Below are 23758 nucleotides of genomic sequence, written 5' to 3' on the forward strand. Positions count from 1 at the left end.
CGAAGCGAGACTTCTTCCCCCTTTGGACATCGCCTTTAACGCGCCAAACAAAAAAGCTTCCCTGCCTGGGGAAGCTTTTTCCTGTTGATCCTGCTGAACGCCTAATCGCTTCAACCTGTTACGGGAAAACGATCGTCTTGTTGCCGTAAACCAGTACGCGATCTTCCAGATGCCAGCGGACAGCCCGCGCCAATACGGTGCGCTCTACCTGGCGTCCGAGCTGCTTCAACGCTTCCACATCCTCCTGGTGCGATACGCGTTGCACGTCCTGCTCGATAATCGGCCCCGCATCCAGCTCCTCGGTGACGTAATGCGCCGTCGCCCCGATCAGCTTCACGCCGCGGCGGTACGCCTGCTCGTACGGCTTCGCTCCCACGAAGGCCGGGAGGAACGAATGATGGATGTTGATGATCCGCATCGCGTAGTCTGTGAGAAAACGCGGGGACAAGATCTGCATATAGCGGGCCAGAACGATCAGATCGACGCCCTCTGCCGCCTCCAGCTGTTCTTGCTCAGCCTGCGGCTTGTTGTCCTTCGTCACCGGGATGCAGCGGTACGGGATGCCAAAAGACTCCACCGTCTCCTGCATGTCCGGGTGATTGCTGACAACCACCGAAATGTCTGCGTGCAGCTCGCCGGACTTCCAGCGCCAGAGCAGTTCCAGCAAACAGTGATCTTCCTTGGAAACAAACAGGGCGACTTTTTTGCGCTTGTTCGCTTCCACCAGCGACCAGTCCATGCTGAAGCTTTCCGCTACCTGACTGAACTCGGCCTTGATCGCTTCAAAGCGCTCCTCCAGGTTGATCAGATCAAATTCGATCCGCATGAAAAAGCGGCCTGTTTCCGGGTCTGTCGTGTACTGGTCAGACTGAACGATATTCGCGCCTTGCTGAAACAAAAAGTTCGATACAGCCGCCACGATTCCCGCGCGGTCCGGGCAGGAAATGAGCATGCGCGCACGGTCTTTGTTTTTTTCCCGATACGCGAGCCAGTCTCTCTCTGATAACAAATGCATGGTTTCTCTCTCCTCCAAAAGCAAACAGCAAAAAGTTGTTTGCAATTATACCACTTTGCGGCCTTTCTGTTACAGCCAATTAGAGAGAAAACGTTCCCTTATCGATAAAATCTCATTTGCCAATTCCGTTCAACAAAATATCTACGGTCAAAGCGATCTGTTCTTCATCGCTATAATGGGCGTAATCTTCCTTGTCCAGCACCTGGCGGAACAGCACCATTCCGATCAAGGAAGACAGCACGACCCGAAACACAGCCTGGCTCGGCAGTGGACGCAGCTCGCCCGCGTCGATTTTGGCTTCGATCAGCTTTTGCACCATTGCTTTTGCGTCTTCAAATACGGTTGCGATCAGCGCTTCCCGAATCTCCGGATGGAAAAACGCCTCCTGCAGCAAGATGCGGATGTGCTTCTCGTTGGCACCGACCAGATTCAAGCGATTGCGGTACAGCTCCGCCACGATTTCTCCGAACGGCTTTTGCGCCTGCTCCCGGAAAATCTCGCGCAAGTCCTTCAAGATGAACGGTGCCGCGAACTTCACCAGAACAGGGGCGACAACCGCAAGCAAGATGTCTTTTTTCGATTTGTAATGACGGAAAATCGTTCCTTCGGCCACTCCTGCCTCTTTGGCGATCTCCGCGGTTGAGCTGGCGTGAAATCCTTTTTCCGCAAACAGCTTGACAGAGGCTCGCAAAATATTGCGCTGCTTCTCCGTCATCTCGCTCTCGTCCTTCAGCTCCTCCACATATTGCAACAGGCCCTCTTCAAACGATGGCGGCTTGTTCATACGTCACGTACGCTCCTCTATTCAATCTTCTTGCGGAACCTTCCGATGGCGACAGCCAAAATCAGCAGACTGAATGCTCCCATCCCGACGATGTCTTTCCAGAGCGCCTCGGCGCCCACGCCTTTCAAAAAGATTCCGCGCAGAATTTCCAGAAAATAAGTCAACGGGACCAGCCCGCCCAACCATTGTATCACGACAGGCATCGAATCGCGCGGGAACATGAAGCCGGACAAAAGCACGCTGGGCAGAATGAGTGCGAAAGCCATCTGCATCGCTTGCAGCTGTGTCTTCGCTACCGTAGAGATAAAAATCCCGAGGAGCAGCGTCGTCACGAGAAACAGGACTGACAAGGCGACCAACAGGCCGATGCTGCCTTTGACAGGCACTCCGAACCAGGCTGTTCCGACCAGGAGCACGAGGCAAAAGGAAAACAGGCCGACACCGACGTACGGCGTAATTTTGCCCAGCATCAGCTCCAACGGACGAATCGGCGTCACCACGAGCTGCTCCATCGTTCCCCGTTCTTTTTCGCGCACGAGTGAAAAGGCGGTCAAGATCATCGTGACATTTTGCATAATCAGCCCGATCAAGCCCGGGATGTTGAAGACGATGCTTTCCATATTCGGGTTGAACAGCACCCGTGTATCCAGCTCAAGCGGCAGTTGCAGCTCGCCCAGCCCTTGTTTTTGCAGATTTTTTTCCTGGAGCGCGATCGCCTGATGCTGCACGATCAGTTGGGCGTTGGACATGGCGGTGCGCGCGATATTCGGATCAGAGCCGTTAATGAGCAGCTGGATGTGGGCTGGCTCGCCCCGATCTTTTTTGCGCGTGTAGTCCGGCCCGATCACCAAGCCTACGTCCACCGTGCCTTCGTCGAGCATCGCTTCCAGCTCGCGGTACCCGCTGACACTGGCTGTTGCCTGAAAAATTTCCGTGTGGACAAACTGCTCGACCAACTCCCGGCTTGCCGCAGAAGGACTTTGGTTCCAAACTGCCATCTTGATGTCGCTCACGTCTGTATTGACGGCGTAGCCGAACAAAAACAGCAGCATTAGCGGCATGACCAGGGCAATCGCCAGACTGGGCCGATCGCGCTTGATCTGGATCACTTCTTTTTTGACGACGGACCAGTAGCGCTCCCAGACGAACCGCTTCATCGCGCTCCCCCCTCTGCTGCCTGCCTCGCTTCCTCCCGCCGTACCAGCTCGATAAACACGTCCTCCAGATTGTTCGCTTCCATGCGCTCAATCAATTCCCCGGGAGTTCCTTCGGCAAGCAAATTGCCAAAGAAAATGAAGCCGATCCAGTCGCACGTCTGGGCCTCATCCATGTAGTGCGTGGTCACGAGCACAGTAATTCCTTGCTTCGCCAGCTCGTGAATGACGTCCCAAAAAATGCGCCGGGACACCGGATCGACTCCCGCGGTCGGCTCATCCAAAATCAACAGCTCCGGCTTGTGCAGCAAAGCGCAGGACAAGGCAAGACGCTGCTTCCAGCCGCCGGACAACGAGCCTGCCAGCTGCTTCTCGCGTCCTGTCAAACCAGCCATCTCGATCAGCTCGGCTTTTCGCTGCTTGCGCTCTGCTGCGCCAAGCTGATACACGCCCGCGTAAAAATCGAGATTTTCTTCCACTGTCAAATCTTCATACAGGCTGAACTTTTGCGACATGTAGCCGATTCGCTGCTTGATCTCCTCGCTCTGTGTCATCACGTCGTAGCCAAGCACCGTGCCGCTGCCAGTCGTGGGCGTCATCAGCCCGCACAGCATGCGAATCGTCGTCGACTTGCCCGAGCCGTTCGGGCCGAGGAAGCCGTAGATCGAACCTTTTGGCACTGTCAAAGTCAGCTGGTTGACGGCGATGCGCTCTCCGAAACGCTTTGTCAGTTGCTGGCACTCAATGGCGACGTTCATTGGGCGTTCTCTCCTTCTGGCAACAGCACATCTGCTGGCATCCCCGGCTTGATTTTCTCCTGCCCTTTTGCCACGTCAATCGTCACCGCAAAAACGAGCTTCGTCCGCTCATCTTGCGTCTGCACATTTTTCGGGGTAAATTCCGCCTTTTCCGAAATCCGGCTGATCGTCCCTTTAAACGTTTCGTTCGGATACGCGTCCACCTGTATGCCGACTTCCTGCCCTTTTTGCACGCGATTCAACTGCGCTTCCGGGATGTAGACGACGAGTTTGAGCTGATCGGCCTTCATCATCGTAAACAGCGTAGCTCCGGTTTTCGCCACTTCGCCCTGCTCGACGGAGGACCGCAACAACACGCCGTCCTCTGCTGCGACTACCCGGGTCTTGTCCAGTTGCAGCATCGCCTGGTCGAGCCTGGCCTGAGCCTGCTCCTGCGCGGCAAGCAAAGCGCGGATCGTATAGACCGTGCTGCCTTCCCGGGCCAAATCAAGCTCTGCCTGCGCCCCTTGCTCCTGCGCCTTGGCTGTGCCGATCTGGGCTGCCGCCGCAGCTGCCTCCTCCTCTGCCGAGCTGTACGCCGCTTTGACTTGCGCCACCTGGGCCGTCCACTGGTTCAGCTGCGTCGTCGCCTGGTTCACCGCTTCTTTTTGCATGTCCAGGTCTTTTTGCGAGATCGCGCCTTTTTCGTACAGAGCCGTCACTTCCTGAAGCCGTTTTTGCTGAAAATGCAGTGTCTCCTCCGCTCCCTCGCGCTGCGCCTCGACCTGCGCCAACTGCTGTCTCGCTCTGGCAATCCCCGCTTCGGCCTGACTGCTTCTGGCCTGTGCCAAGCGGATGTTGGCGTTCGCTTGCTGGACGGCTGCCACTCCCTTCTGAATCGTCTGGTCGCGGGAGCCTGCCTTCGCTTCCTCCAGTTTGGCTTTCGCCTGTTCCAATGCTGCTTTCGCTTCTGCGACGCTGATCTGGTAGCTGCGCTGATCGATTTCCGCCAGCACTTCGCCTTTTTTCACCGTGCTTCCTTCCTCGGCGATCACCCTCGTCACCGTCCCGCCTACTTCTGCCACGACAGGCCATTCGTCTGCTTCAATCGTTCCGGACAAAGACGGCTGCTTTTCGCCGAACAGCCCGCAACCAGACAAGGCAAGAGCCAGACTGCCGATCCAAACCGTGCGCAAAATACGCTTCATGCAACATCTCCTCGTTTCGTATAATAGTGAGCGCTCACTTTTGCTGATGTGTAAAAAAAGAGCGCGTTTTCGCTTGCTTTTGCATGTTCATGGGGGATTCGTTTATCCATGATGGCTGGTTATCATTTTGCAAAACACAAAAGCGAGTGATTACTCACTTTTATACTCTGAGTATATGCCCCTTCCGCCCGACATGCAATCGCTTTTTTTCGCTACTCAAAGAAAAAACGCCCCGGTCCATGAATGCGACCTGGGCGTTTGCGAGTTGTGCTGCGATTACTCGAACTTGAATTTGGACAAAGCGTCTTTCAGCGCAGAGTTGATGCCATCGTCGTCGGTATGCTCCTGCTTTTTCAAGTAGTTGGCCACTTCCTTTTTGGACAGCTTGCTGCCCTTTTCCTTGTCCCGGCGATCCTTGAAAGTAGACAGCTTCTCTTTGTGCCCGCACGCGCATACAAACATTTGCCCTTCTCCCTCGCCGCGCATCTCCAGCCGCTTGTGGCATTTCGGGCATCTCGCGTTTGTCTGCTTGGAAATGTTTTTGCGATAGCCGCACTCCCTGTCCTGGCAGACGAGCATTTTGCCGCGCTTTCCGTTGACTTCCAGCAAAAGCTTGCTGCACTCCGGGCATTTGCTTCTCGTCAGGTTGTCGTGGCGGAAGGCTTTGTCGCTGTTTTTGATTTCCTGCACCACTTCTTTGGCGTACGTTCGCATTTCCTCGATAAACGCTCGCTTGTTCAAGCTGCCTTTGGCGATTGCGGCAAGCTTTTGCTCCCACTGGGCGGTCAAAGTAGGCGATTGCATCTCGTCGGGAACAAGCTCCAGTAGCTGCTTGGCTTTCGCCGTCACAAACACATGCTTGCCCCGCTTTTCCAACAGGAAGCTGTTAAACAGCTTTTCGATAATATCTGCGCGCGTGGCGACCGTACCAAGCCCGCCCGTTTCTCCGATCGTCTTGATCAGCTCTTTGCTCTCGTTTGCCATGTATTTGGCCGGATTTTCCATCGCGGACAGCAGGCTTGCCTCTGTGAACGGCTCCGGCGGCTTCGTCTCGCCTTTTGTTTGCGCCACATTTTGAATCTGAAAGCGATCGCCTTTTTCTATCTTGGGCAGCCATTGCTCTTTCAGTTCATCCTGACCTTCTTCGTCTGCCACATCGTGGTCGTACGCTTCTTTCCAGCCTTGGGCCAGCACCGTTTTGCCTTTGGCGACAAACCACTCTCCGCCGATTTTTGCCTGGATCGTGGTTTGTTCGTATTCAAACGGCGGCAAAAGCACGGCAAGGAAGCGCTTGACGACCAGGTCGAAAATTTTGCGCTCCTTGTCGCTCAAATCCCCGAGAAACACCGCTTGCTCTGTCGGGATGATCGCATGGTGGTCAGATACTTTGCTGTCATCGACAAACGACTTCGCCGCTTTGATCGGCGACCGCAAAATTCTGGCTGCGAGTGGCGCGTACGGCTTCATCTGCACCGCCTTGACTCTGTCTGGCAGCGTCTCTACGATATCTGCCGAGAGATAGCGGGAGTCGGTGCGCGGATAAGTGACGGCTTTATGATGCTCATAAAGGCTCTGCATGATGGACAGCGTCTCTTTTGGCGAATAGCCGAACATCCGGTTGGCGTCCCTTTGCAGTTCAGTCAAATCGTACAACTGTGGAGCGTACGTCTTTTTGTGTGCGCGGGTGACTTCGCTTACTTCCGCGCTTTTTTCCTGCTTCAAGGAGGCGAGCAGCTGGTCTGCCTTCTCTTTGGAAAACGTTTTGATGTCTTTCGTCTTCTGATCTTGCCATTGGAGCGAGATCGCCTGGTCTGTTACAGCTCTCAGGCCGTAAAAAGGCTTGGGCGTAAAGCGGCGAATTTCTTCCTCTCGGGAAGCCACGATCGCAAGCGTAGGCGTCTGAACGCGGCCGCACGACAGCTGGGCATTGTGCTTGGTTGTCAAGGCGCGGGTCGCATTGATGCCGACGAGCCAGTCCGCTTCTGCGCGAGCGGCTGCGGAGGCGTACAGATTTTCATACTGCTTGCCGTCCTTCAGATTGCGAAACCCATCGCGAATCGCCTTGTCGGTCACGGAAGAAATCCACAGACGCTTGATCGGCTTTTGCACATGGGCCATCTCGATGATCCAGCGGGCGACAAGCTCGCCTTCGCGCCCGGCATCGGTTGCAATGACGATTTGCGAGACGTCGCTGCGCCGCATTTGCTGCTTCACAGTCTGGAACTGCTTGTTGCTCTCTCTGATGACGACAAGCTTCAAAGGCGACGGCATGATCGGCAAATCCTCGATGCGCCAGGAGCTGAACTGCTGCCCGTAAACCTCCGGATCGGCCAGCGTCACCAGATGCCCCAACGCCCACGTCACAATATATTTATCACCTTCCAGAAAACCGTTCCCTTTTTTCTGGCATTGCAATACTTTCGCGATATCTCGCCCGACGGACGGCTTTTCCGCCAGCACAAGTGTTTTGCTCATCTGTGACACCCTTTCAATCAGTCGCTATCTTTCCATTCTAAACAAAAAACCGGCGCGGGAGGACTTTATCTGCTGGTTATTTTTCCTAAGGGGGTCATTTCCGGTGCTTTCTTCTTCATCTGATAGTTCGCTAAGCTCAATTTTCAGTGGTAAAAAGTGCTTTTCTCCACGTCATCACCTTCCATGCTTCCTGTTCATTCGCAAAACAAAAGAAACTGCCTCACTAAAAAAAGCCGCCCTTTTTTAAAAAGGAGCGGCCTTACTTCGTTTTGCCCTATATTGCCTATCACTTGTAAACGGCTCTGCCGTCTTTGCTGATAAACGTTCCGACCTGCTCTCCGCGACAGATTTGCGCCATCGCTCCAGGCTCGTTGAAATTGAAGACGTGCAGCGGCAAGCCGTAATCTCTCGCCAAAATCATCGCGGACTGGTCCATGACGCGCAGGTCTTCCCGGACTACCTCGTCAAACGATACTTCCACATATTGGCGTGCGGTCGCATCTTTGCGCGGATCGGCCGTGTACACGCCATCTACTCCATGCTTTGCCACCAGCAACGCATCTGCTTCCACCTCCAGGGCGCGTTGCACCGCTGGATAGTCTGTCGTTACGTACGGCTGACCGTTTCCGCCAGCAAAAATGATTACGTAGCCCTTTTCCAGATGATGCACGGCGCGCAGGCGGATATACGGTTCCGCGACCGCATTGATCGGCACAGCTGTCATGACCCGGACTTCCGTATTGACGCGAGCCTTTAACACCCCGCGAAGCATCAGGCTGTTGATCACGGTTGCCAACGTTCCGATGTTGTCTGCCTCGACCCGCTCGATCCCCCACTGGTCCGCCATGTTTCCCCGGAAAATGTTGCCGCCGCCAATGACGATTGCGACCTCGACGCCCATGTCCAGCAAAGAATAAATTTCCCCCGCGATATGCTCCAACTGAACCGGATCAAAACCAAACCCGTTCTCCTGCGCAACCGCTCCACCGCTCAATTTGACCAACACCCGCTTATACCTCATGGCGTCTCCTCCTCAATCCGCTTTTTCTTTTGCTTCCAAACAAGCGATAGCGATAGATGCCCTGCTCGCCTCCATCCCCTTTTACGGCTCAAAAAAAGAACGAAAGCAATGACAGCCTTCGTTCTTCACAAAATACAGGGGAATTGGACTTGCTTGCTTTGCATTGGCATTGTCATTCGGATTCCCCCTCCTTCATCTTCATCGTAAAATGGTCTGGAACTCATCCTCATTTTATGCACGTCTTGCCCATTATGCAAAGAAATTCGGAAAATCAAAAGCATCTCGCTTACCAGCCAAAATATCCCGCAGGAGCTGATCGGCAACCTCGGTAGCGAAGCTGTGCTCGTCGCTGTCAATCACACCTTTTTGCAGCGCTTCATCCAGTTCATCCTGGTCGAGCAAATACACTTCGCCCTGCGGCAGCACCACAATGTCGAGGTAAAGATCGTCATACCAGATATGACCGCTCTCATCCTTGCCATGCGCCTTGCAGATGTCGATGTACCACTGGACGGTATTTCCCAGCTCGTCCATCATCTTCGTGACGGCATAAGGCTTTTCATGTGGAAAGTATTGCAGGTACACATACCCTCTGTCGCCTACGCACAGCAGCTTTTCCCCAACAGGCATGTAGGCAGGCTCCGTTACTTCGTCCAGAGTCAAACGAACAGCATACCCGGAAAAAGACAAAGCCTCTACCCACTTTTCCTGATAGCCCATTCGCTTGACGCGTCTCCATCCAGGTCGGTCTGCTCGTTTTCGCTTCATGGCCAGTGCTCCTCGTCATTTTGGTTCCTTTTACTCTACCACGAATTGGATGGTTTTGTCAGATGCAAACAAAGACATGTTCCCGCAAGAACATGCCTCATCTGTCGCTATTTGCCATCCCGCAAATGGCTGTGCCTGCGTCCGTACAAAAAATAGACGATCGCGCCAGCAATCAGCCAGGCGATGAAGCCGATTTTGGTAATAGACGGCAAGCTATACACCAAATAGCCGCAGAACAGCACTGCCAAAATCGGAACGAGCGGAACAAGCGGCGTGCGAAACGAGCGCCGCAATTCCGGATTCGTCCTCCGCAGCACAACCACACCGATGGAAACGAGAATAAACGCGAACAGCGTTCCGATGTTCGTCAGTTCAGCCAGCTTGTTAAGCGGCAACAATCCGCTGAAAATGGCGACGAGAATGCCGACGATGATTGTGCTTTTTTGCGGCACTTGCGTCTCTGGGTTCACCCGTGAAAACACAGCGGGCAACAAGCCGTCACGGCTCATGGCAAAAAACAGCCGGGTCTGTCCGTACATCATCACCAGCAGTACCGTCGTAATGCCGACAATCGCCCCGAGTGAAATGAAGCCAGCCACCCAGTCCTGCTTGACGTAATTCAAAGCAAAAGCTACCGGATTTTTCACGTTCAGCATGTCATAAGGCACGATGCCTGTCAGCGTCAGGGAGACGGCGATATAGAGCAAGGTGCACACCAGAAGCGAAGTAATGATTCCGATCGGCATGTCGCGCTGCGGGTTGCGCACTTCCTCGGCAGCCGTAGAAACTGCGTCGAATCCGATAAAAGCAAAGAAGACAGTAGCAGCGCCCGTCGCTACCCCGGCAAAGCCAAACGGCATGAACGGACTCCAGTTTTCCGGCTTGACGTAGCCGATCCCGACAATGAGAAACAGGAGAATGACCGCCACCTTGATCAGCACCATGACCGTGTTGAACTTGGCCGACTCTCGCGTCCCCTTCATAAGCAAAAGCGTAATGACAAAAATAATGATGACCGCTGGCAAATCAATGATCGTGCCTTTGGAAGTGTCGAATGCATTGGTCAAGGCTACAGGCAAATGAATGCCAAAACCGGCAAGCAGTCCTTGCGCATATCCCGACCAGCCGCTCGCCACCGCAGCCGAAGCTACCCCGTACTCCAAGATCAGGTCCCAGCCGATCATCCAGGCTACCAGTTCGCCAAAAGCCGTATAGCTGTAAGTATAGGCGCTCCCCGATACAGGAACCGTCGAGGCGAACTCGGCGTAGCACAAAGCGGCAAACACGCAGGCAAGCCCGGACAAGACAAAGGACAAAACCAGTGCAGGGCCAGCGTGCTCAGCCGCCGCCACTCCTGTAAGCACAAAAATGCCTGTACCGACAATCGCCCCGATGCCAAGCATGGTCAAATCAAACGCGCCCAGCGATTTTTTCAGCGCTCCATGCTTGCTCTCTACCTGCGCGAGCAAGCTTTCAATCGACTTTTTCCTCAATAACTGTTCTTTTAACGCCATATTGTGCGTACCTCCCGCCCGGACATTCCAGCTGCAATCGAAACAGTTGGAGTATGAGCAGGCAGGAGGAAAATTATGCATGCTTTCCCAAGCGGGATTGCGCTCAGCGCTTAGCCGTTGCTCCGCATAAGCCCTCTGCCGATGAAATTGGCAGAGACGGGAGGACGTCCAAGCTCTCTTGCCCAAACAGACAGCTGCCCCATATGGTGAATTTCGTGAGCGATCACATGGCGCAAGATTTCACCTTTGACGTATTCCTCCGTGCTCCATTCCACACGCACAGGCTCCGTCTCGCTGGCTTGTGTCCAACTGTCCAGAAACTCGCGCAGCTCTTCTCGCCACTCGTCTGACAGCGCTTTGATTTGCCCAAGCGATTGATGCTCCTCGTAGGACAACTGGACATCGGGCTTCCCCTGTACACCGCGCAGCCAGCTATACTCCACATCAGCTACATGAAACAGCGTGTACAGGATGCTCCCCGCTCCGCCGACTCTTTTTTGCAGCAATTCTTCGTCCGGCAGCTTGGCACACCATGCAAACCATTCATCCCGCACCAGCCAGTTATAGGCAAACAGCTCTTTCATCCCCGATACCTCCCGCAAGAAAAGTTTCCCATTCCTTTTATATTAGCACATATGTTCGCATTCGTGCTATCGGTAACGGATAAGCCTGCAAAAAAGCACCGCTTTCGACTGAAAACGGTGCTTTTCCTTTGAACCTCTGAGCCTTTGAGCCTCTGGTCCTTCATCCTGCGGCTAAGTAAAACGGATCGAGTAGCCTCCTGACAGCAAATACAGATGGCTTTCCACTTCCCGGGAAGGGTTGATAATTTGTTTGATCGCCCGAATGTAGAGACTGATTTGCCCATTGTATCTTCGTTTCATTTCTTCCATCGCGTTCGCTGAAGCTTCCTTCGCCATCCAGTCTGTCTTGAAGTCGATCAAAACAAGACCGCCGTCCTCTTCCTCCAAAAGACAGTCTATCACCCCTTGGACGATGATTCTCTCGGCAGCAGCTTCGGCAAGCTGTGGCTCTACCTCATGGGCTGGAAGCGCCAAGGTAAATGGCAGCTCGCGGTGGACAGCCTTGGCCGCTTTCATGCGCTGTCCAAGCGGATCGGCAAAAAATCGGGCAATCTGGGCAACGTCTACCGCCTGTACCTGCTCCTCCGTCAAAAAGCGGCGCGCCGCCAGCTCCGCGACTTGCTCGCGAATATCCGCCTCATCCAGCGCTCGCTGCAAGTCAAGATGCTGGAAGACCAGGTGCGTGATCGTCCCTTTTTCAGCCGCCGTCAAACGATTCGACTTTTGTTCAGCCAAAAACTTCGGCTTTTCCGTAATGGAAGGCAAGGCGAACGGCTGACCATTTTTCGTGACCTTGGCCATTCGCGTAAGCTCGCTGACGCTCCACTTGGCTGCTACTCCGGGAGTGATCGGGTGCGGGTCAGACCAGCCGAGCCTGGACTCTACCAACTCTCGCAACGCTTCGTCGCGAGGCCGCTCCGCGATTGCTTCCCGTCTCGTCACTCGCTCCCACAAATTCATGTCGTCGCTGGCGGCTTCCTGTTGTGCCTTTAGCTCGTCTGCCTGGTAAAAATGAAAAGACCAGTCGGAGTCGTCGATAATCGTTCTGACCCGCACTGCTTCTCCTGCTCCTTGCGTCTGCGGATAAGCGCGCAAGTCTCCCGCTGACGGATGCCGCAGCAAGGCACGGCCGACCCAGTCAAAATATCCTTTGGCCTGGATCAAATCTTCATCGCTGAGCCGCTCCCCGTCGCCTTGCCTGCCCCAATCCGTCACGCTTTTGGCCAAGTCTTTCGCCGAGCCGACGAGAATCAGCTTTTCGCGGGCGCGCGTCAAAGCGACGTACAGCACGCGCATTTCTTCCGCGAGCATATCCCGGCGCAGTTGCTGGCGAATACCCAATGCCGCGATGCTCGGGTAGCGAAGCTGCATGGACGGCTCTACGGCCATCGGGCCAAAGCCCAAGTCCTTGTGCAGCAAAAAGGCGCTTTTCAAATCCATCGTGTTGAACTGCTTGCCCATGCCTGCCACGAACACGACAGGGAACTCCAGCCCTTTGCTCTTATGGATCGTCATGATCCGCACGACATCCTCGTTTTCTCCGATCGTGCGCGCCTCGCCCATGTCATTGCCTGCTTCCTGAAGCCTGTCCACGAAGCGCAAAAAGCGGAACAAGCCGCGATAAGAACCCGCTTCGTACTGGCGTGCCCGATCGTAAAGCGCACGCAAATTGGCCTGCCGCTGCTGCCCGTTTTCCAGCGCTGCCACATAGTCGAGGTAGCCTGTCTCGCGATACAAGACGGACAACAGCTCGGACAGCGCCCCTCTGCGGGCATGCGTCCGCCAGCCTTCCAGCTTGTAGAAAAAGTGGCGCAGCCGTTTTTCCCACGCTTCTTGCGCCGCCCGCTCCTCTGCATACTGAATGACAGCCAAGTGAAACGGCCCCGTTGGATACTCGATGCGGATGTGCGCAAGCTGTTCCTCGCGCAGACCGACAATCGGCGAACGCAAAACGGCCGCGAGCGGAATGTCCTGCAAAGGATTGTCAATCACGCGCAGAAGCGACAGCATCGTCTCTACTTCTGTCGCAGCGAAATACCCTGCCGTCTGTTCGGCGTAGACAGGAATCCCCGCAGCGTGCAGCTCGTCCTGCATCGTCTGCCCCCAGCCAGAGGTCGCACGCAGCAGGATGACGATATCCCGGTACGCAAGCGGACGCATCCCGCCTGCTTTTTTATCAAAGACAAGCAGGGGAGACTCTCCCTCTCCCGGTTCCATCCAGCGGCGAATGCGGCTGGCGATCAGCCGCGCCTCCAGTTGGGCGACGCTCGCTTCTTCCACCGTCTCACCCGCCGTGTCGGGAACGCCTGCCGTCTCGCCCTCATCGCTCGCCTCTGCCGACCACGTCTGTCCCTGCTCTGGCTCGGCCGCGCTGCGATTGATCAGATGCACTTCCGCCTGCAGCCTGCCTGGCTCCGCTTCGGGATACGATGCGCGGTTGATCAGCTCGGCTGACTGATCGTAGTCAATCTCCCCGACGCCCGGAGACATGATTTGCCGAAACAAAAAGTTGACCGCATCGACAACCTCGCGTCTGCTCCGGAAGTTGGCTGCCAGATCGATTCGTCGTCCCGGATCGGCTTCGCCTGCTTGACGGTAAGTCAAATACTTTTCCAGAAACAGCTTCGGCTCAGCCAAGCGAAAGCGGTAAATGCTCTGCTTGACATCACCTACCATAAAGCGATTTGCCACAGACTCGTTTGTTCCGTCGCGCGAAACCATGCGCAAGATCGTTTCCTGCACGAGATTGATATCCTGATATTCGTCGACGAGCACTTCCGCGAACTGATCGCGCAGCTGCTCGGATATGGAAGAAGCAACAAGCTCGCCAGCGTCATCGGTCGTCATTAAAATGCTCAAGGCAAGATGCTCCAGATCGCCGAAGTCCACCAAGCCGCGCGAGCGCTTTTCCATTTGGAAAGCGTCGGAAAACTCGGTAACGAGTCGCGCCAGCGTCTTCATGTGCGGAGCAATCCGCTGCAAATCGGCAGCATACTGCTCGGCTGTCATCGAAAAATACTGCTCGATCAGCTCGGACAGCTCCTTTTTCACGCCGTTGCGCAGCCCTTGAACCTGCTCCTTCGTATCCGGGTCCGTTCCCTTCACGGGTGGCAGCTTGGCAAACGTCACCCCGCAAACAGCCTGGCTCGCTGCTTCCCAGCCTTGCTTGCACGAAGCCGCAGCTTCTTTTAGCGCCTGAGCCTCCGCCTGCAAAAGCGGCAAGTACGCCACCGGACCTTCTGGAGACGCCGCCAGTTCCTGCGCCCTGCTCATTTTCCCCGCCATGCCGATGAGTTGCAGCTGCACAGATTGCAGCACGCTGTTGGCCCAGACTAGCCCGTCCAGCCCTTTTCCTGGCGGGATGTCAAACATAGCGGCTGCCTCGGCAAGCCATTGCTCCGGTGAGGGATGGCTGCGGGAAAACTCGTACAATCGCAACAGCAGCACAGCCAGTGACTGATCGTCCTGCCCGTCCAGTATGATATCTGCCAGCGCGTGAAAATCCGGGTCGGTTTCATACCAGCTCTCCAGCTGTTCCTCCAGAACGTCTTGCCGGAGCAGCTCGCCCTCCATCTGGTCGGCGATGCGAAAATCCGGGTCAAGCTCAAGCAAATAGTAATACTGCCGCAGAATGCCAAGGCAAAAGGAGTGCAGCGTCGTAATCGTGGCCCGCTGCAAGAGCGCCAGCTGTCTGCGCAAATGCGCGGAATGCGGCTGCTCCTTGAGCGCCTTTTGCAGCGCATCGCCAATCCGGTGACGCATCTCGGCCGCCGCGGCATTGGTAAAAGTCACAACCAAAAGCTGGTCGACGCCGACAGGGTCGTGCTCATCCATGATGCGCCGGATAATCCGCTCGACCAGCACGGACGTCTTCCCCGAGCCTGCCGCCGCCGCGACGAGCAGATTGCTCCCGCGCTGAATGATCGCTTGCCATTGTTCGTCCGTCCACTGCTCAGGCTTGGCCTGCATCGCTTGCTCCGCCATCCGTGGCATCCCCCTCTCCCGTCAGTTGCTGTTCGGCCAGCATGCTCCAGATTTGTTTGTTGTTCCATTTGGACAGCTGCCTGTGCTCATTGCCGCCCGTCTCCCCGTCAAACTGGCACACAGGCTTGTACGAACAGTAATCGCACGCCGTCATCGTCCCGTTGGAATAAGGCTGGATTTGTATTTCCCCGTCCGTCATCCGCGTGCTGATTTGCTTCACCGTATCGCGCACGTATGTCGTCAATGCCTGGAATTGCTCGGCTGTAGCCACAGAAGAACGCGAAGAAAGCGTCCCGTCTTTTTTCAGTTCAAAAGGAACCAACTCGGACGGGCCTTGCTCGACATATCCGTCCATCATCCTGGCCAGCTCCGGATCAGCCAGCATCAGCCCTTTCATGCGCAAACGCTTGGCCCGCTCCTTGGCTGCTTCGTCGGCTGTCAGCAACCGCTTGGCTGTCACAAACGGGTCCGCCACCTGGTAGTAGAAGACGCCGCCCATCTCCGCCTTTTTGCCCAGCCATGCCTCTGCATTTTCCACGACGACATCCAGGTAGACGAGCAGTTGCAAGTTCAGCCCGTTCCACACGTCTGAAAGCGATAGCTGCTTGGGACTTGATTTGTAGTCGATGACGCGCAAATACGGAACCTCACTGTCCAGCGACTGGTCCACACGGTCGATGCGTCCGATCAACTGCAACTCCACGCCGTTATCAAGCGTCAGCACCAAGCCTGGCAAATCCGAACCCGGCCCGAAGGAAACTTCCAGCCCTATCGGAGCAAAACGGCTGCGCTTCGCATGCTCCCCGAGCACGTAAATGGCGCGGCCGACCGCTCGCATCAGCTTGCCGGACAAATAGCGATAGCGAGCTGTCCGGGTGAGGATGCTGCTTCTCGTCTGCGGCACCAACTCAGACACGACTTCGCTGGCCAGCTGCATGCTGTGATCTTCCGTCAGCCTGCTCCACTCCAGATTTTCCTGATTCATTTTTTCCACGGCGCGTTTGAGCGAGGCGTGGAACAATTCCCCCACATCGAACCGCTCCAGCTTGTACATCGTCCGTTCGGACAGCCGCAAGCCGTGCGAGGAAAAGTGGGAAAACGGACACGCCTGAAAGCGTTCCAGACGCGACACGCTCATTTTCAACTGCTTTCCGTACAAAGTCGCGCTCGTCTGCCTGTCCAGCTCTTCCGGGAGATTGCGGTAGCGCAAGCCGCCCAGCAGCCATTTTTCCCGCAGCTCCTCTGTCGAGGAACGAAGGTACCAGTCGTACACTTCCCACCAGAAGACAGGCAGCTCGCCCGTCTTTTTCATCGAGCGCAAAAGGGTAAGCAGGTGGCGAAACACCCTTCTCGGCTGCCCAAGCAAAAAGGCGTCTGTATCCGCTTCGCCAGTCGGCTCATTGTAAAACACTTCGTGCGACAAACCCGGCAGCACTTCCCTGATGCGCGAGAACACCGCGGACGGCAATAGTGCCTTGCCCTCTTCATCGGCCAGGGCACAGCTCATCGTCAGCCGCTCGGACGGCCGCGTCATCGCCTGGTACAAAAGATACGGCTCTGCCATCAGCTTTTGCTTGGCACTTGGCGCAAGCGATTGTCCCATTTCTGCCAGCCGCTCGCGCTCAGCTTCATCCAAAATGCCTTCTTCTTTCGGGCGCAAAGGAATAATCCCTTCATTTACTCCGAGAATAAACAGCGCCTTGACGTCAGGCTGGCGGGAACGCTCCATGGCCCCGACCAGCACTTGATCCAGCGCGGGCGGTACAAGTCCAAGCTCAATCGACTCCAGTCCGCTGTCGAGGACACGCGCATAAGTAGCCAAATCCATGCTTTCGTCGCCCATGACCTCTACGACTTGATCCATCAGCTCGACAAGCCCGGTCCACACCTGACCATGCACCTGCGCCGCATCGAGATCGCCCTCTTTTTCAGCTTTTCGCTGCCAATATTCCAGCTTGTTTGGCACATCGAGAGCGATCAGCAAGTTGTACAGGGCGAGCGTCATGTCCCGAACGCTTTTGCCCGTGGCCTGCTTCAGCTCCCGTTCAAAGGCAAGCAGCGGAGCAGCGTACTTTCGCCTCAGCTCATCAGCCTGCGCATCTTCCGCAGCCCCGGCTTGTCCGCGAAAACGCCACGCAGACTCCTCCGCCCATTGGTAGCCGAATACGCCGTGTGCCAGCACATAATTTTCCAATCGGTCGATTTCCTTGCGAGCCGTGCGTTCGTCCGTAATGTCCATTACGAGCAAGTCTGTTTTCAAACAGCGAAAAACCGCGTCATACCGCCATTTCGTTGTGACGACCTCCAAAGCCGACCGCACAAGCTCCACCAACGGATGATTCATCACTGTACGCTTCTTGTCCAAAAAGTGCGGGATGCCGTAATCGGTAAATACAGCCGAGATTTCATCGGCATACGTGCCGATTTCCCGCAGCAAGATCGCCATGTCTCTCCAGCGGTATCCTTCTTCCCTGGCAAGCGCGACAATTTTCAGCGCGACGGCTTCCACTTCGGCCCGCCTGTTCACGGCAGAGAGCAGAGCTACCTCATCCGTGCGCCCAGCCTCACCGACAGGCGGCGGCGCTCCCCATTGGAAATAAGCCTGCTCAAGCTGGCGCAGCCACGGACTGGTCACAAAGCGCCTTGTCTCGTTCAAAAGCAGCGGTTTGGCGATGGAAACGCCCGCTTCTCGCGCCATAAGCGACAGCGCCTGATACGTGCGCAACGTCGGATGGAACAATCCAAGCTCATCGACAGAAGCATCCCGTTCGTCCGGGTCCAACGTCAGGGCAATCGTCACCTGTCTGGCATGCAGCATCAGCTGCTCGATGACTCTCAGCTCCTGGTTGGTAAAGCCGGTGAAGCCGTCGATAAAAATTTCTGCTTGTCGGATGTACGCGGAGTCAGGCACCATGACCGCTACCCGGTTCAAAATATCGTCCGCATCGCAGTAGCCCTCTGCCATGTATCCTTCATAGGCGTTCATGATCAGCCGCAAGTCGCTTATTTTTTGATTGAGGTTCGCTCCCCCCCAATCCACATTTTCCGATTGGGTAAAAGAAACGCCATACGACTTGCACTCGCTGATCAGACGGCCGAGCTGGGAGGCGAAGCCCGGCTGCATCGCAGACCGCCCGAATACTTGCAGCTCCTCTTTATGCCGCTCCAAAAGCATGCGCAGCACCATGTGCTTTCCGAGATCGTCAACCGCTACCGTCGTTAAATCCCCTAGTTCTTGTAGCAGCCGATGAGCCAGCCGTCCGAAGCTCAATACTTGCGAGCCAATCACGCCACTCAGCCCGGGCAAGGTGGCGAGGGCGTATTCTTCCTGAAAGCTGGCCTGTTCCGGCACAAGCAAAATCATCGGCGTACCCAGCGGCTGTTCACGCAGTCGCTGTTGCATCTGCTGACGAATCGCTTCTGTCTTGCCCGTTCCTGCCCGTCCCAGTATGAATTGGACTGCCATGTTGTTTCCCCTTCCCTACTCCATTTCCAGCATCAGCTTGCTGCCTTTGCCCATCGGCTCTGCCGGAGTCACTACCAGACGGCGCGGCATGCGCACACGTATTTCCGGAACGTGACTGATGACGCCAATCGTAAAATCGTCCATGCGCAGCCGCTCAAGCGCATCCATGACGACCTCCAGCAGCTCGGGATCGAGCGTTCCAAAGCCTTCGTCCAAAAAGAAAAATTCCAGTCTGCCGCCGCGCATCTGAATCTCCATCGACAAGGCTAACGCCAGCGACAGCGAGGTCAGGAACGTTTCTCCGCCGGACAAGGTGCTGACTGGACGGCGCATACCGCCTGCGCCCTCGTCGCGCAGGACAAACTCTCCCTCGTCGCCGATTTCCAATCCGTAGCGATTGGCCGTCATCCGCTTCAGATGGTAGGAAGCATCTCTCGCAATCGTCACCAGCTTTTCCTCGGCAATGAACTGGACAAACGCCTTGGCTTCAAACAGCTTTTTCAGTTCTTCCAGACGGCTTTGCTCATCTTGCTGCTCGACAATTTGCTGGTGCAGCTCCTGCCACTTGCTATGGTTTTTTTCCATGCGATCGACATGCTCTTTCGCTACGGCGACTTGCTTTTGCGCCTCGGCAAAAGACTGCTCCCATGTGCCCCACGCCTCTTTGGCAGCGAGCAGTTCTTCCGTGCTGACCGTGCGCCCTGCGATGGCTTGCAGCAGCCTGTCTTCCTCGTAACGCAGCTGTGTCAAAGCACGCGTATACGCTTCGACCTGCTCCCTTGCTTGGGGCAATTGCCCGCGCTCTGCGTACCTTTCTTGTACCCGTTCCACGTTGGCGAAGCCCGTCTCCTGCAACCCTTGATACAAAGCCTCGTGCGCCTCTGACCGCTGTCTCGTCAAGACAGCCAGCGCCTCGGAATGCTTGACCAAATCGTTTTGAACCAATTGTCTTGCCTCGGCAGCCGTTTTTCGTTTGTCTTCTGCCTGTGCCAACGCTTGACGCAAAAGCGACAGCGCCTGCTCCGTCCGAGCCAGCCCTTCGCTCGCGGGAGTGCCGCCTGTCCGCTCCAGCCACTGGGCGTGCTTTTGCTCCCACATGCGCTTCCTGTCTGCCAGGCGTTCTCCGAGAGCAGCTTCACGGTTTTTCCAGTCGGCTCTGCGCGTCTTGGCTGTCTCCACCTGTGTCAAAAGCTGGCTCTTCAGCGCTTCCTGCTCGGCACGCGTGCGCTGCAGCTGTGCCAGCAGCCGATCCAGACGGCCGATTTCCTCATACTGCTGGTCAATGTCCTCAACAGGAACGTCTTGGCGCACCTCATTCAGCGCTTGCCATGCCTGGTTGGCAGCTTGCTGCACCACAGCAAGGCGGGCTTGCATTTCCGCTGCTGACTGCTGCGCCTGTTCGAGCAACAGCGCGCTTTTTTCCATTTGCCGCTTCTTGTCGGCCTCTGCCTCGCGGAGCACTTCCAGCTGCTTTTGCTGCTGCTCCCGCTCGGCTTTTGCCTGTTCCCGTTCGGCATGCTTGGCTGCCAACGCTTTTTCCTCGCGCTGGTACACACTGATCAGCTCTTCAAAAGTGTCGACTGCCCAAGGCTGTCCATGCCCGTGACACTCCGCCTTGATGGCAGTTAGCCGCGCCGCCAGCTCTTTGTGCTCTGCCTGTATCGCGGCAAGCCGCTCCTCGACGGCTGCCAACGCCCCTTTGGCAACGACCCACGCTTCTTTGTCTCCGGCTGCTTTCTGTTCGGCAGCCTTCCCTGCTTCCTCTGCGGCTTTGATGCGTGTACGCAGCTCATCGCCAGCGACTTTGGCTTCCCCGTCCGCCAATTGGTCCTGATGATCCAGCGAATGGTGCACAGAGCCACACACTGGACATTCTTTGCCCTGTTCCAGACGCTCTCGCAAATAGCGCGCCATGTTTTCCTGCTGCCACTGCTCCCACGCCTGCCTAAGCTCCTCCCGCTCGGTCTGGCGCGCAAGAACAATCGCCTCGCTCGATTGAGCGGCCAGCGCCAACTCCTGGCAGCGCTTTTGCACCTGTATGTGCTCCTGCTCGATCTTTTGCCGCTTTTCCTGCCAGCCTTCCACAGCCTGCAAACCTTCCCGCCATTGGCGGCCGATCTGCTTCATTTCGCCCAGCACATTGCGGGACTGCTCCCACTCTGCATCGCTCATGACCGGCTTGTCCGCTGCTTTCGCCATCTGCTCCTTGTGCGCTGCCAGGTGGCTCTCTGCCTGCTCCCAGTCGCGCTTATCCGCAGCGGCCTTTTCGGTCAACACCTGCAAACGCTGCACAAGCGTCTTCTGCTCTGTTTCTTGCTCACGCAGCTTCGCTTGCTCCCGTTCCCACTGCTGTTTCGCTTCTCTCGCCTGCGTGATCCGATCTCGCCACTCCGGAGCAACCATGGCCTTTTGGCTCGCTTCCTCCAGCCTGTTCCACTCCTGCTGCCAGTTCTCCAAGGCTGCTTCGTCTTGCTGTAGCTGCTGTTCTGTTTGCAAAAGGCCACGCGAGACTTCCTGCCACTCCCGCTCCAAAGCGGTCTGTTCCTCGCGAATCGCTTTTAGCTCGGCTTCCCATTCCTGAGCTTGCACCAGTCTGCCTTTTTGCTCGATCAACTGCGGTTCCTGAGCAGCCAGCTCCGCCTGAGCCTGCGCATATTGAGCTTCTGCCTCTTCCAGAGCAAGCCGCGCCGCTTCCTGTTGTCCGCGGCTTTGTTCCAATGCCTGCCCGGTCCTGACCCACTCCTGGTCGAGCCGCTCGTATTGCTGCACCAGCGGCCACAAGCGGATGCTCGCCTCCCACTCGCCCATTCGCGAAGTCAAAGCAGCCATTTCCGCTTCCTTTGCCGTCTGCTGTTGCAACTGCTGCTGCACGCCCGCAAGCTCTGCCTGCCACTGGTGAAGCTGTTCCAGCTCCTTGAGCTTGCCCGTCAGCTCCTGCTTTTGCTCCGTAAATTCCCGCTCGATGCTGGCTGCCTCTGCGAAAGTTTGTCTCGCCTGCTCCAAAGCCTCTGGCCCCGCATCACCCAAAGCCGCTGTCGCAAGCTGTAACTGATGCATTTGCTCTTTTACCTGATCAAGGGCGTGCCGTACCCGTTCGCTCAGCTTTTCCCCGTAAATATGCAGCCGGAACATCCGTTGCAGCATTTCATTGCGCTCGCTGCCTTTCAATGTCAGGAATCGCGAAAATTGCCCCTGCGGCAACACAACGGCACGGGTAAAGTCTTGCAGCGTCAAGCCAATCAAGTCCTCCACCGCCGCAGTGGCAGCCGTCGCCTTCGACTCCAGCACAACGTCCGGCTCTCCGGTCAAAGCGCCTGACTGAATCAGCCGCACTTCCGGCTGTCGCTTGTTTCCCTTTTTATCCAGGCCAAATTCCCGCTCGATCGTATATCGCTTGCGCTCATCGCCTGTGCCCAGCTCGAAAGTAAAAGAAACGAAGACGCGCTGCTCCAACTGGTTCAGCACTTCTTTCGGATGATTGCCTCCGCCCAGACGAACGACCTGACCGTAAAGCGCCAGTGTAATCGCATCGAGGATTGTCGATTTTCCGCTTCCCGTCGGCCCGAAAATCCCAAACAATCCCGCCTGGCACAAAATTTCGAAGTCAACCTCCTGCATCTCTCGATAGCTGTGCATTCCCGCCAGCTTCAATCGTATCGGTCTCACGCTTCTTCCTCCTCTCCTCCGGTTTCTTGGAGCAAACGCTGAAACAAGGCAACAAGCCGATCGTCCGGGGCCGCTCCCCGCTTGCGCTCATAAAATCGCCGGAACAGCTGATCCGCTGTCAGCTCGGTCAACTCCACCCGTTGCGCCTCTTCTTCCTCGCGCTGCTCGCGTACGACGACCCGCTGGATTTTCAAAAAGTCATCCGATAGCTTGCGCACACGCTGGAACTCAGCAGGGTCGATGACATCCGAAACATGCAGCTCCAGATCAATCCAAGAGCCTGCATCCCGCCCTTCTGCCAGCCAGCGCTCGACCTGGGCGATTCCTTCCGTCGCCTTCCAGCGAGCCAACGGTCGACCGCTCGTCAAGTAAATGATCTCTTCTTGCACCGACTGCCCCGGCTGCACCTCGACCAGTACGACCGCCTTGCTCTGTCCCGCTTCGGAAAAGCTGTAGGAAAGCGGCGAGCCACTGTAGCGAACGAGCGGCTTGTCACTGAGCTTTTGCAGCCGATGCAGGTGACCGAGCGCCACGTAATCGGCGTTTTTCGGGAACGCCTGCGGCGACACCGTCAAGGCGCCGCCTATTTGAATCGGCCGTTCCGAATCTGTCTCCATGCCGCCCATGACAAACAAGTGACTGGTGACGAGATTCACCGTATCTTCGCGAAAATGCACGGACAAATCCGCAAACAGCTGGGCAATCCGCTCGGAAAAGGCGAGCTGCATCTGCTCCTGGGTAAAGCTCTCGCTGAGCAGCTCCTTCAAGCGCGACTCCGATGGATAAGGCAGCGCAAGCACTACGGCATGGTGCTCGCAGCCGGGCACCTTCAACTCCAGCCAGGAAGGCCCGCCCTGAACGATCTGCACGCGATCCGCCGACACTTCCTGGGCGATCAACGGCGCTTCCTTCGGCAAGCCGAGCAAGACAATCCCTTGCTTCGTAGCGAGCGGTGCTGCTGCCCTGACCCGTTCCGGCTGATCGTGATTGCCCGCAATCACAACGACACCTCTCCGCCCTTCCGCGGACAACCGTTCCAGCGCTTCGTAAAACAGCTCCTCTGCCCATGCCGGAGGGTTAACCGAATCGTACACATCGCCTGCCACCAGTACCAAATCGACTTCGCGTTCCTCCGCAATCCGGCAAAGCTCGTCCACAAACGCCGTCTGCTCCACGCGTCGGTCCCGGCCTTCGAGCTGGCGGCCGAAATGCCAGTCTGCCGTATGTAAAATGCGCATGACTTCCATCCTTTCCTCACGATCATGTGTTTGCTTTTCATTGTAACAAAAGACAGCGCTGTTCGTGATTGAAATTTACGGTACTTCCCGGTTACTTTTGCGCGTTCTCGACGTCTTTTTACTAGAATCACCTATTCCCTGGTA

At 56.1% G+C, this 23758-nt stretch carries 14 protein-coding genes; all 14 read right to left on the minus strand.

Going from position 1 to position 23758, the window contains the following annotated elements:
• Positions 1–118 precede the first annotated feature (118 nt).
• The 14 genes from purU to M2298_RS13030 all read right to left on the minus strand — a co-directional run bounded on the left by purU (position 119) and on the right by M2298_RS13030 (position 23614).
• Positions 119–1015 carry a formyltetrahydrofolate deformylase gene (gene purU / locus M2298_RS12965; RefSeq protein WP_122964349.1) on the minus strand — a complete coding sequence of 299 codons (897 nt, stop codon included), beginning with the start codon at positions 1013–1015 and terminating at the stop codon, positions 119–121.
• Positions 1016–1127: 112 nt separating this feature from the next.
• Complete coding sequence (locus M2298_RS12970) at positions 1128–1799, minus strand: TetR/AcrR family transcriptional regulator (protein ID WP_173596666.1); 672 nt, start codon at positions 1797–1799, stop codon at positions 1128–1130.
• 17 nt (positions 1800–1816) lie between these two features.
• Entirely contained in the window at positions 1817–2956 is a 1140-nt protein-coding gene (locus M2298_RS12975) for an ABC transporter permease (protein ID WP_122964347.1), read from the minus strand.
• Positions 2953–3711, minus strand: coding sequence for an ABC transporter ATP-binding protein (locus M2298_RS12980; protein WP_173596665.1), 759 nt, complete (start codon positions 3709–3711; stop codon positions 2953–2955). The genes M2298_RS12975 and M2298_RS12980 overlap by 4 nt, the downstream gene beginning before the upstream one ends.
• Positions 3708–4898, minus strand: coding sequence for an HlyD family secretion protein (locus M2298_RS12985; RefSeq protein ID WP_122964345.1), 1191 nt, complete (start codon positions 4896–4898; stop codon positions 3708–3710). The genes M2298_RS12980 and M2298_RS12985 overlap by 4 nt, the downstream gene beginning before the upstream one ends.
• Positions 4899–5174: 276 nt before the next feature.
• Positions 5175–7373 (minus strand): DNA topoisomerase III, encoded by a 2199-nt coding sequence (locus tag M2298_RS12990; protein WP_122964344.1) that lies wholly within the window; start codon positions 7371–7373, stop codon positions 5175–5177.
• Positions 7374–7659: 286 nt separating this feature from the next.
• Positions 7660–8394, minus strand: coding sequence for a UMP kinase (pyrH, locus tag M2298_RS12995; RefSeq protein WP_122964343.1), 735 nt, complete (start codon positions 8392–8394; stop codon positions 7660–7662).
• A gap of 249 nt (positions 8395–8643) precedes the next feature.
• Entirely contained in the window at positions 8644–9162 is a 519-nt protein-coding gene (locus tag M2298_RS13000) for a ribonuclease FAU-1 family protein (RefSeq protein WP_122964342.1), read from the minus strand.
• 107 nt (positions 9163–9269) lie between these two features.
• Positions 9270–10676, minus strand: a complete 1407-nt coding sequence (gene bcaP, locus M2298_RS13005; RefSeq protein ID WP_173596664.1) for a branched-chain amino acid transporter BcaP — start codon at positions 10674–10676, stop codon at positions 9270–9272.
• Between the two features lie 110 nt (positions 10677–10786).
• Positions 10787–11260: a DinB family protein gene (locus M2298_RS13010; protein ID WP_217022196.1), complete on the minus strand. Its 474-nt coding sequence runs from the start codon at positions 11258–11260 to the stop codon at positions 10787–10789.
• Positions 11261–11431: 171 nt separating this feature from the next.
• Positions 11432–15244, minus strand: a complete 3813-nt coding sequence (gene addA, locus M2298_RS13015; RefSeq protein ID WP_280648598.1) for a helicase-exonuclease AddAB subunit AddA — start codon at positions 15242–15244, stop codon at positions 11432–11434.
• Positions 15213–18710 carry a helicase-exonuclease AddAB subunit AddB gene (gene addB, locus M2298_RS13020; protein ID WP_217022194.1) on the minus strand — a complete coding sequence of 1166 codons (3498 nt, stop codon included), beginning with the start codon at positions 18708–18710 and terminating at the stop codon, positions 15213–15215. The genes addA and addB overlap by 32 nt, the downstream gene beginning before the upstream one ends.
• 15 nt (positions 18711–18725) lie before the next feature.
• A complete protein-coding gene (locus M2298_RS13025) occupies positions 18726–22376 on the minus strand; it encodes an SMC family ATPase (RefSeq protein ID WP_280648599.1) in 3651 nt (1216 codons plus the stop codon).
• Positions 22373–23614, minus strand: coding sequence for an exonuclease SbcCD subunit D (locus M2298_RS13030; protein ID WP_122964336.1), 1242 nt, complete (start codon positions 23612–23614; stop codon positions 22373–22375). The genes M2298_RS13025 and M2298_RS13030 overlap by 4 nt, the downstream gene beginning before the upstream one ends.
• Positions 23615–23758: the final 144 nt, after the last annotated feature.

Source organism: Brevibacillus sp. 1238 (assembly GCF_029892995.1).
Classification (GTDB): domain Bacteria; phylum Bacillota; class Bacilli; order Brevibacillales; family Brevibacillaceae; genus Brevibacillus; species Brevibacillus parabrevis.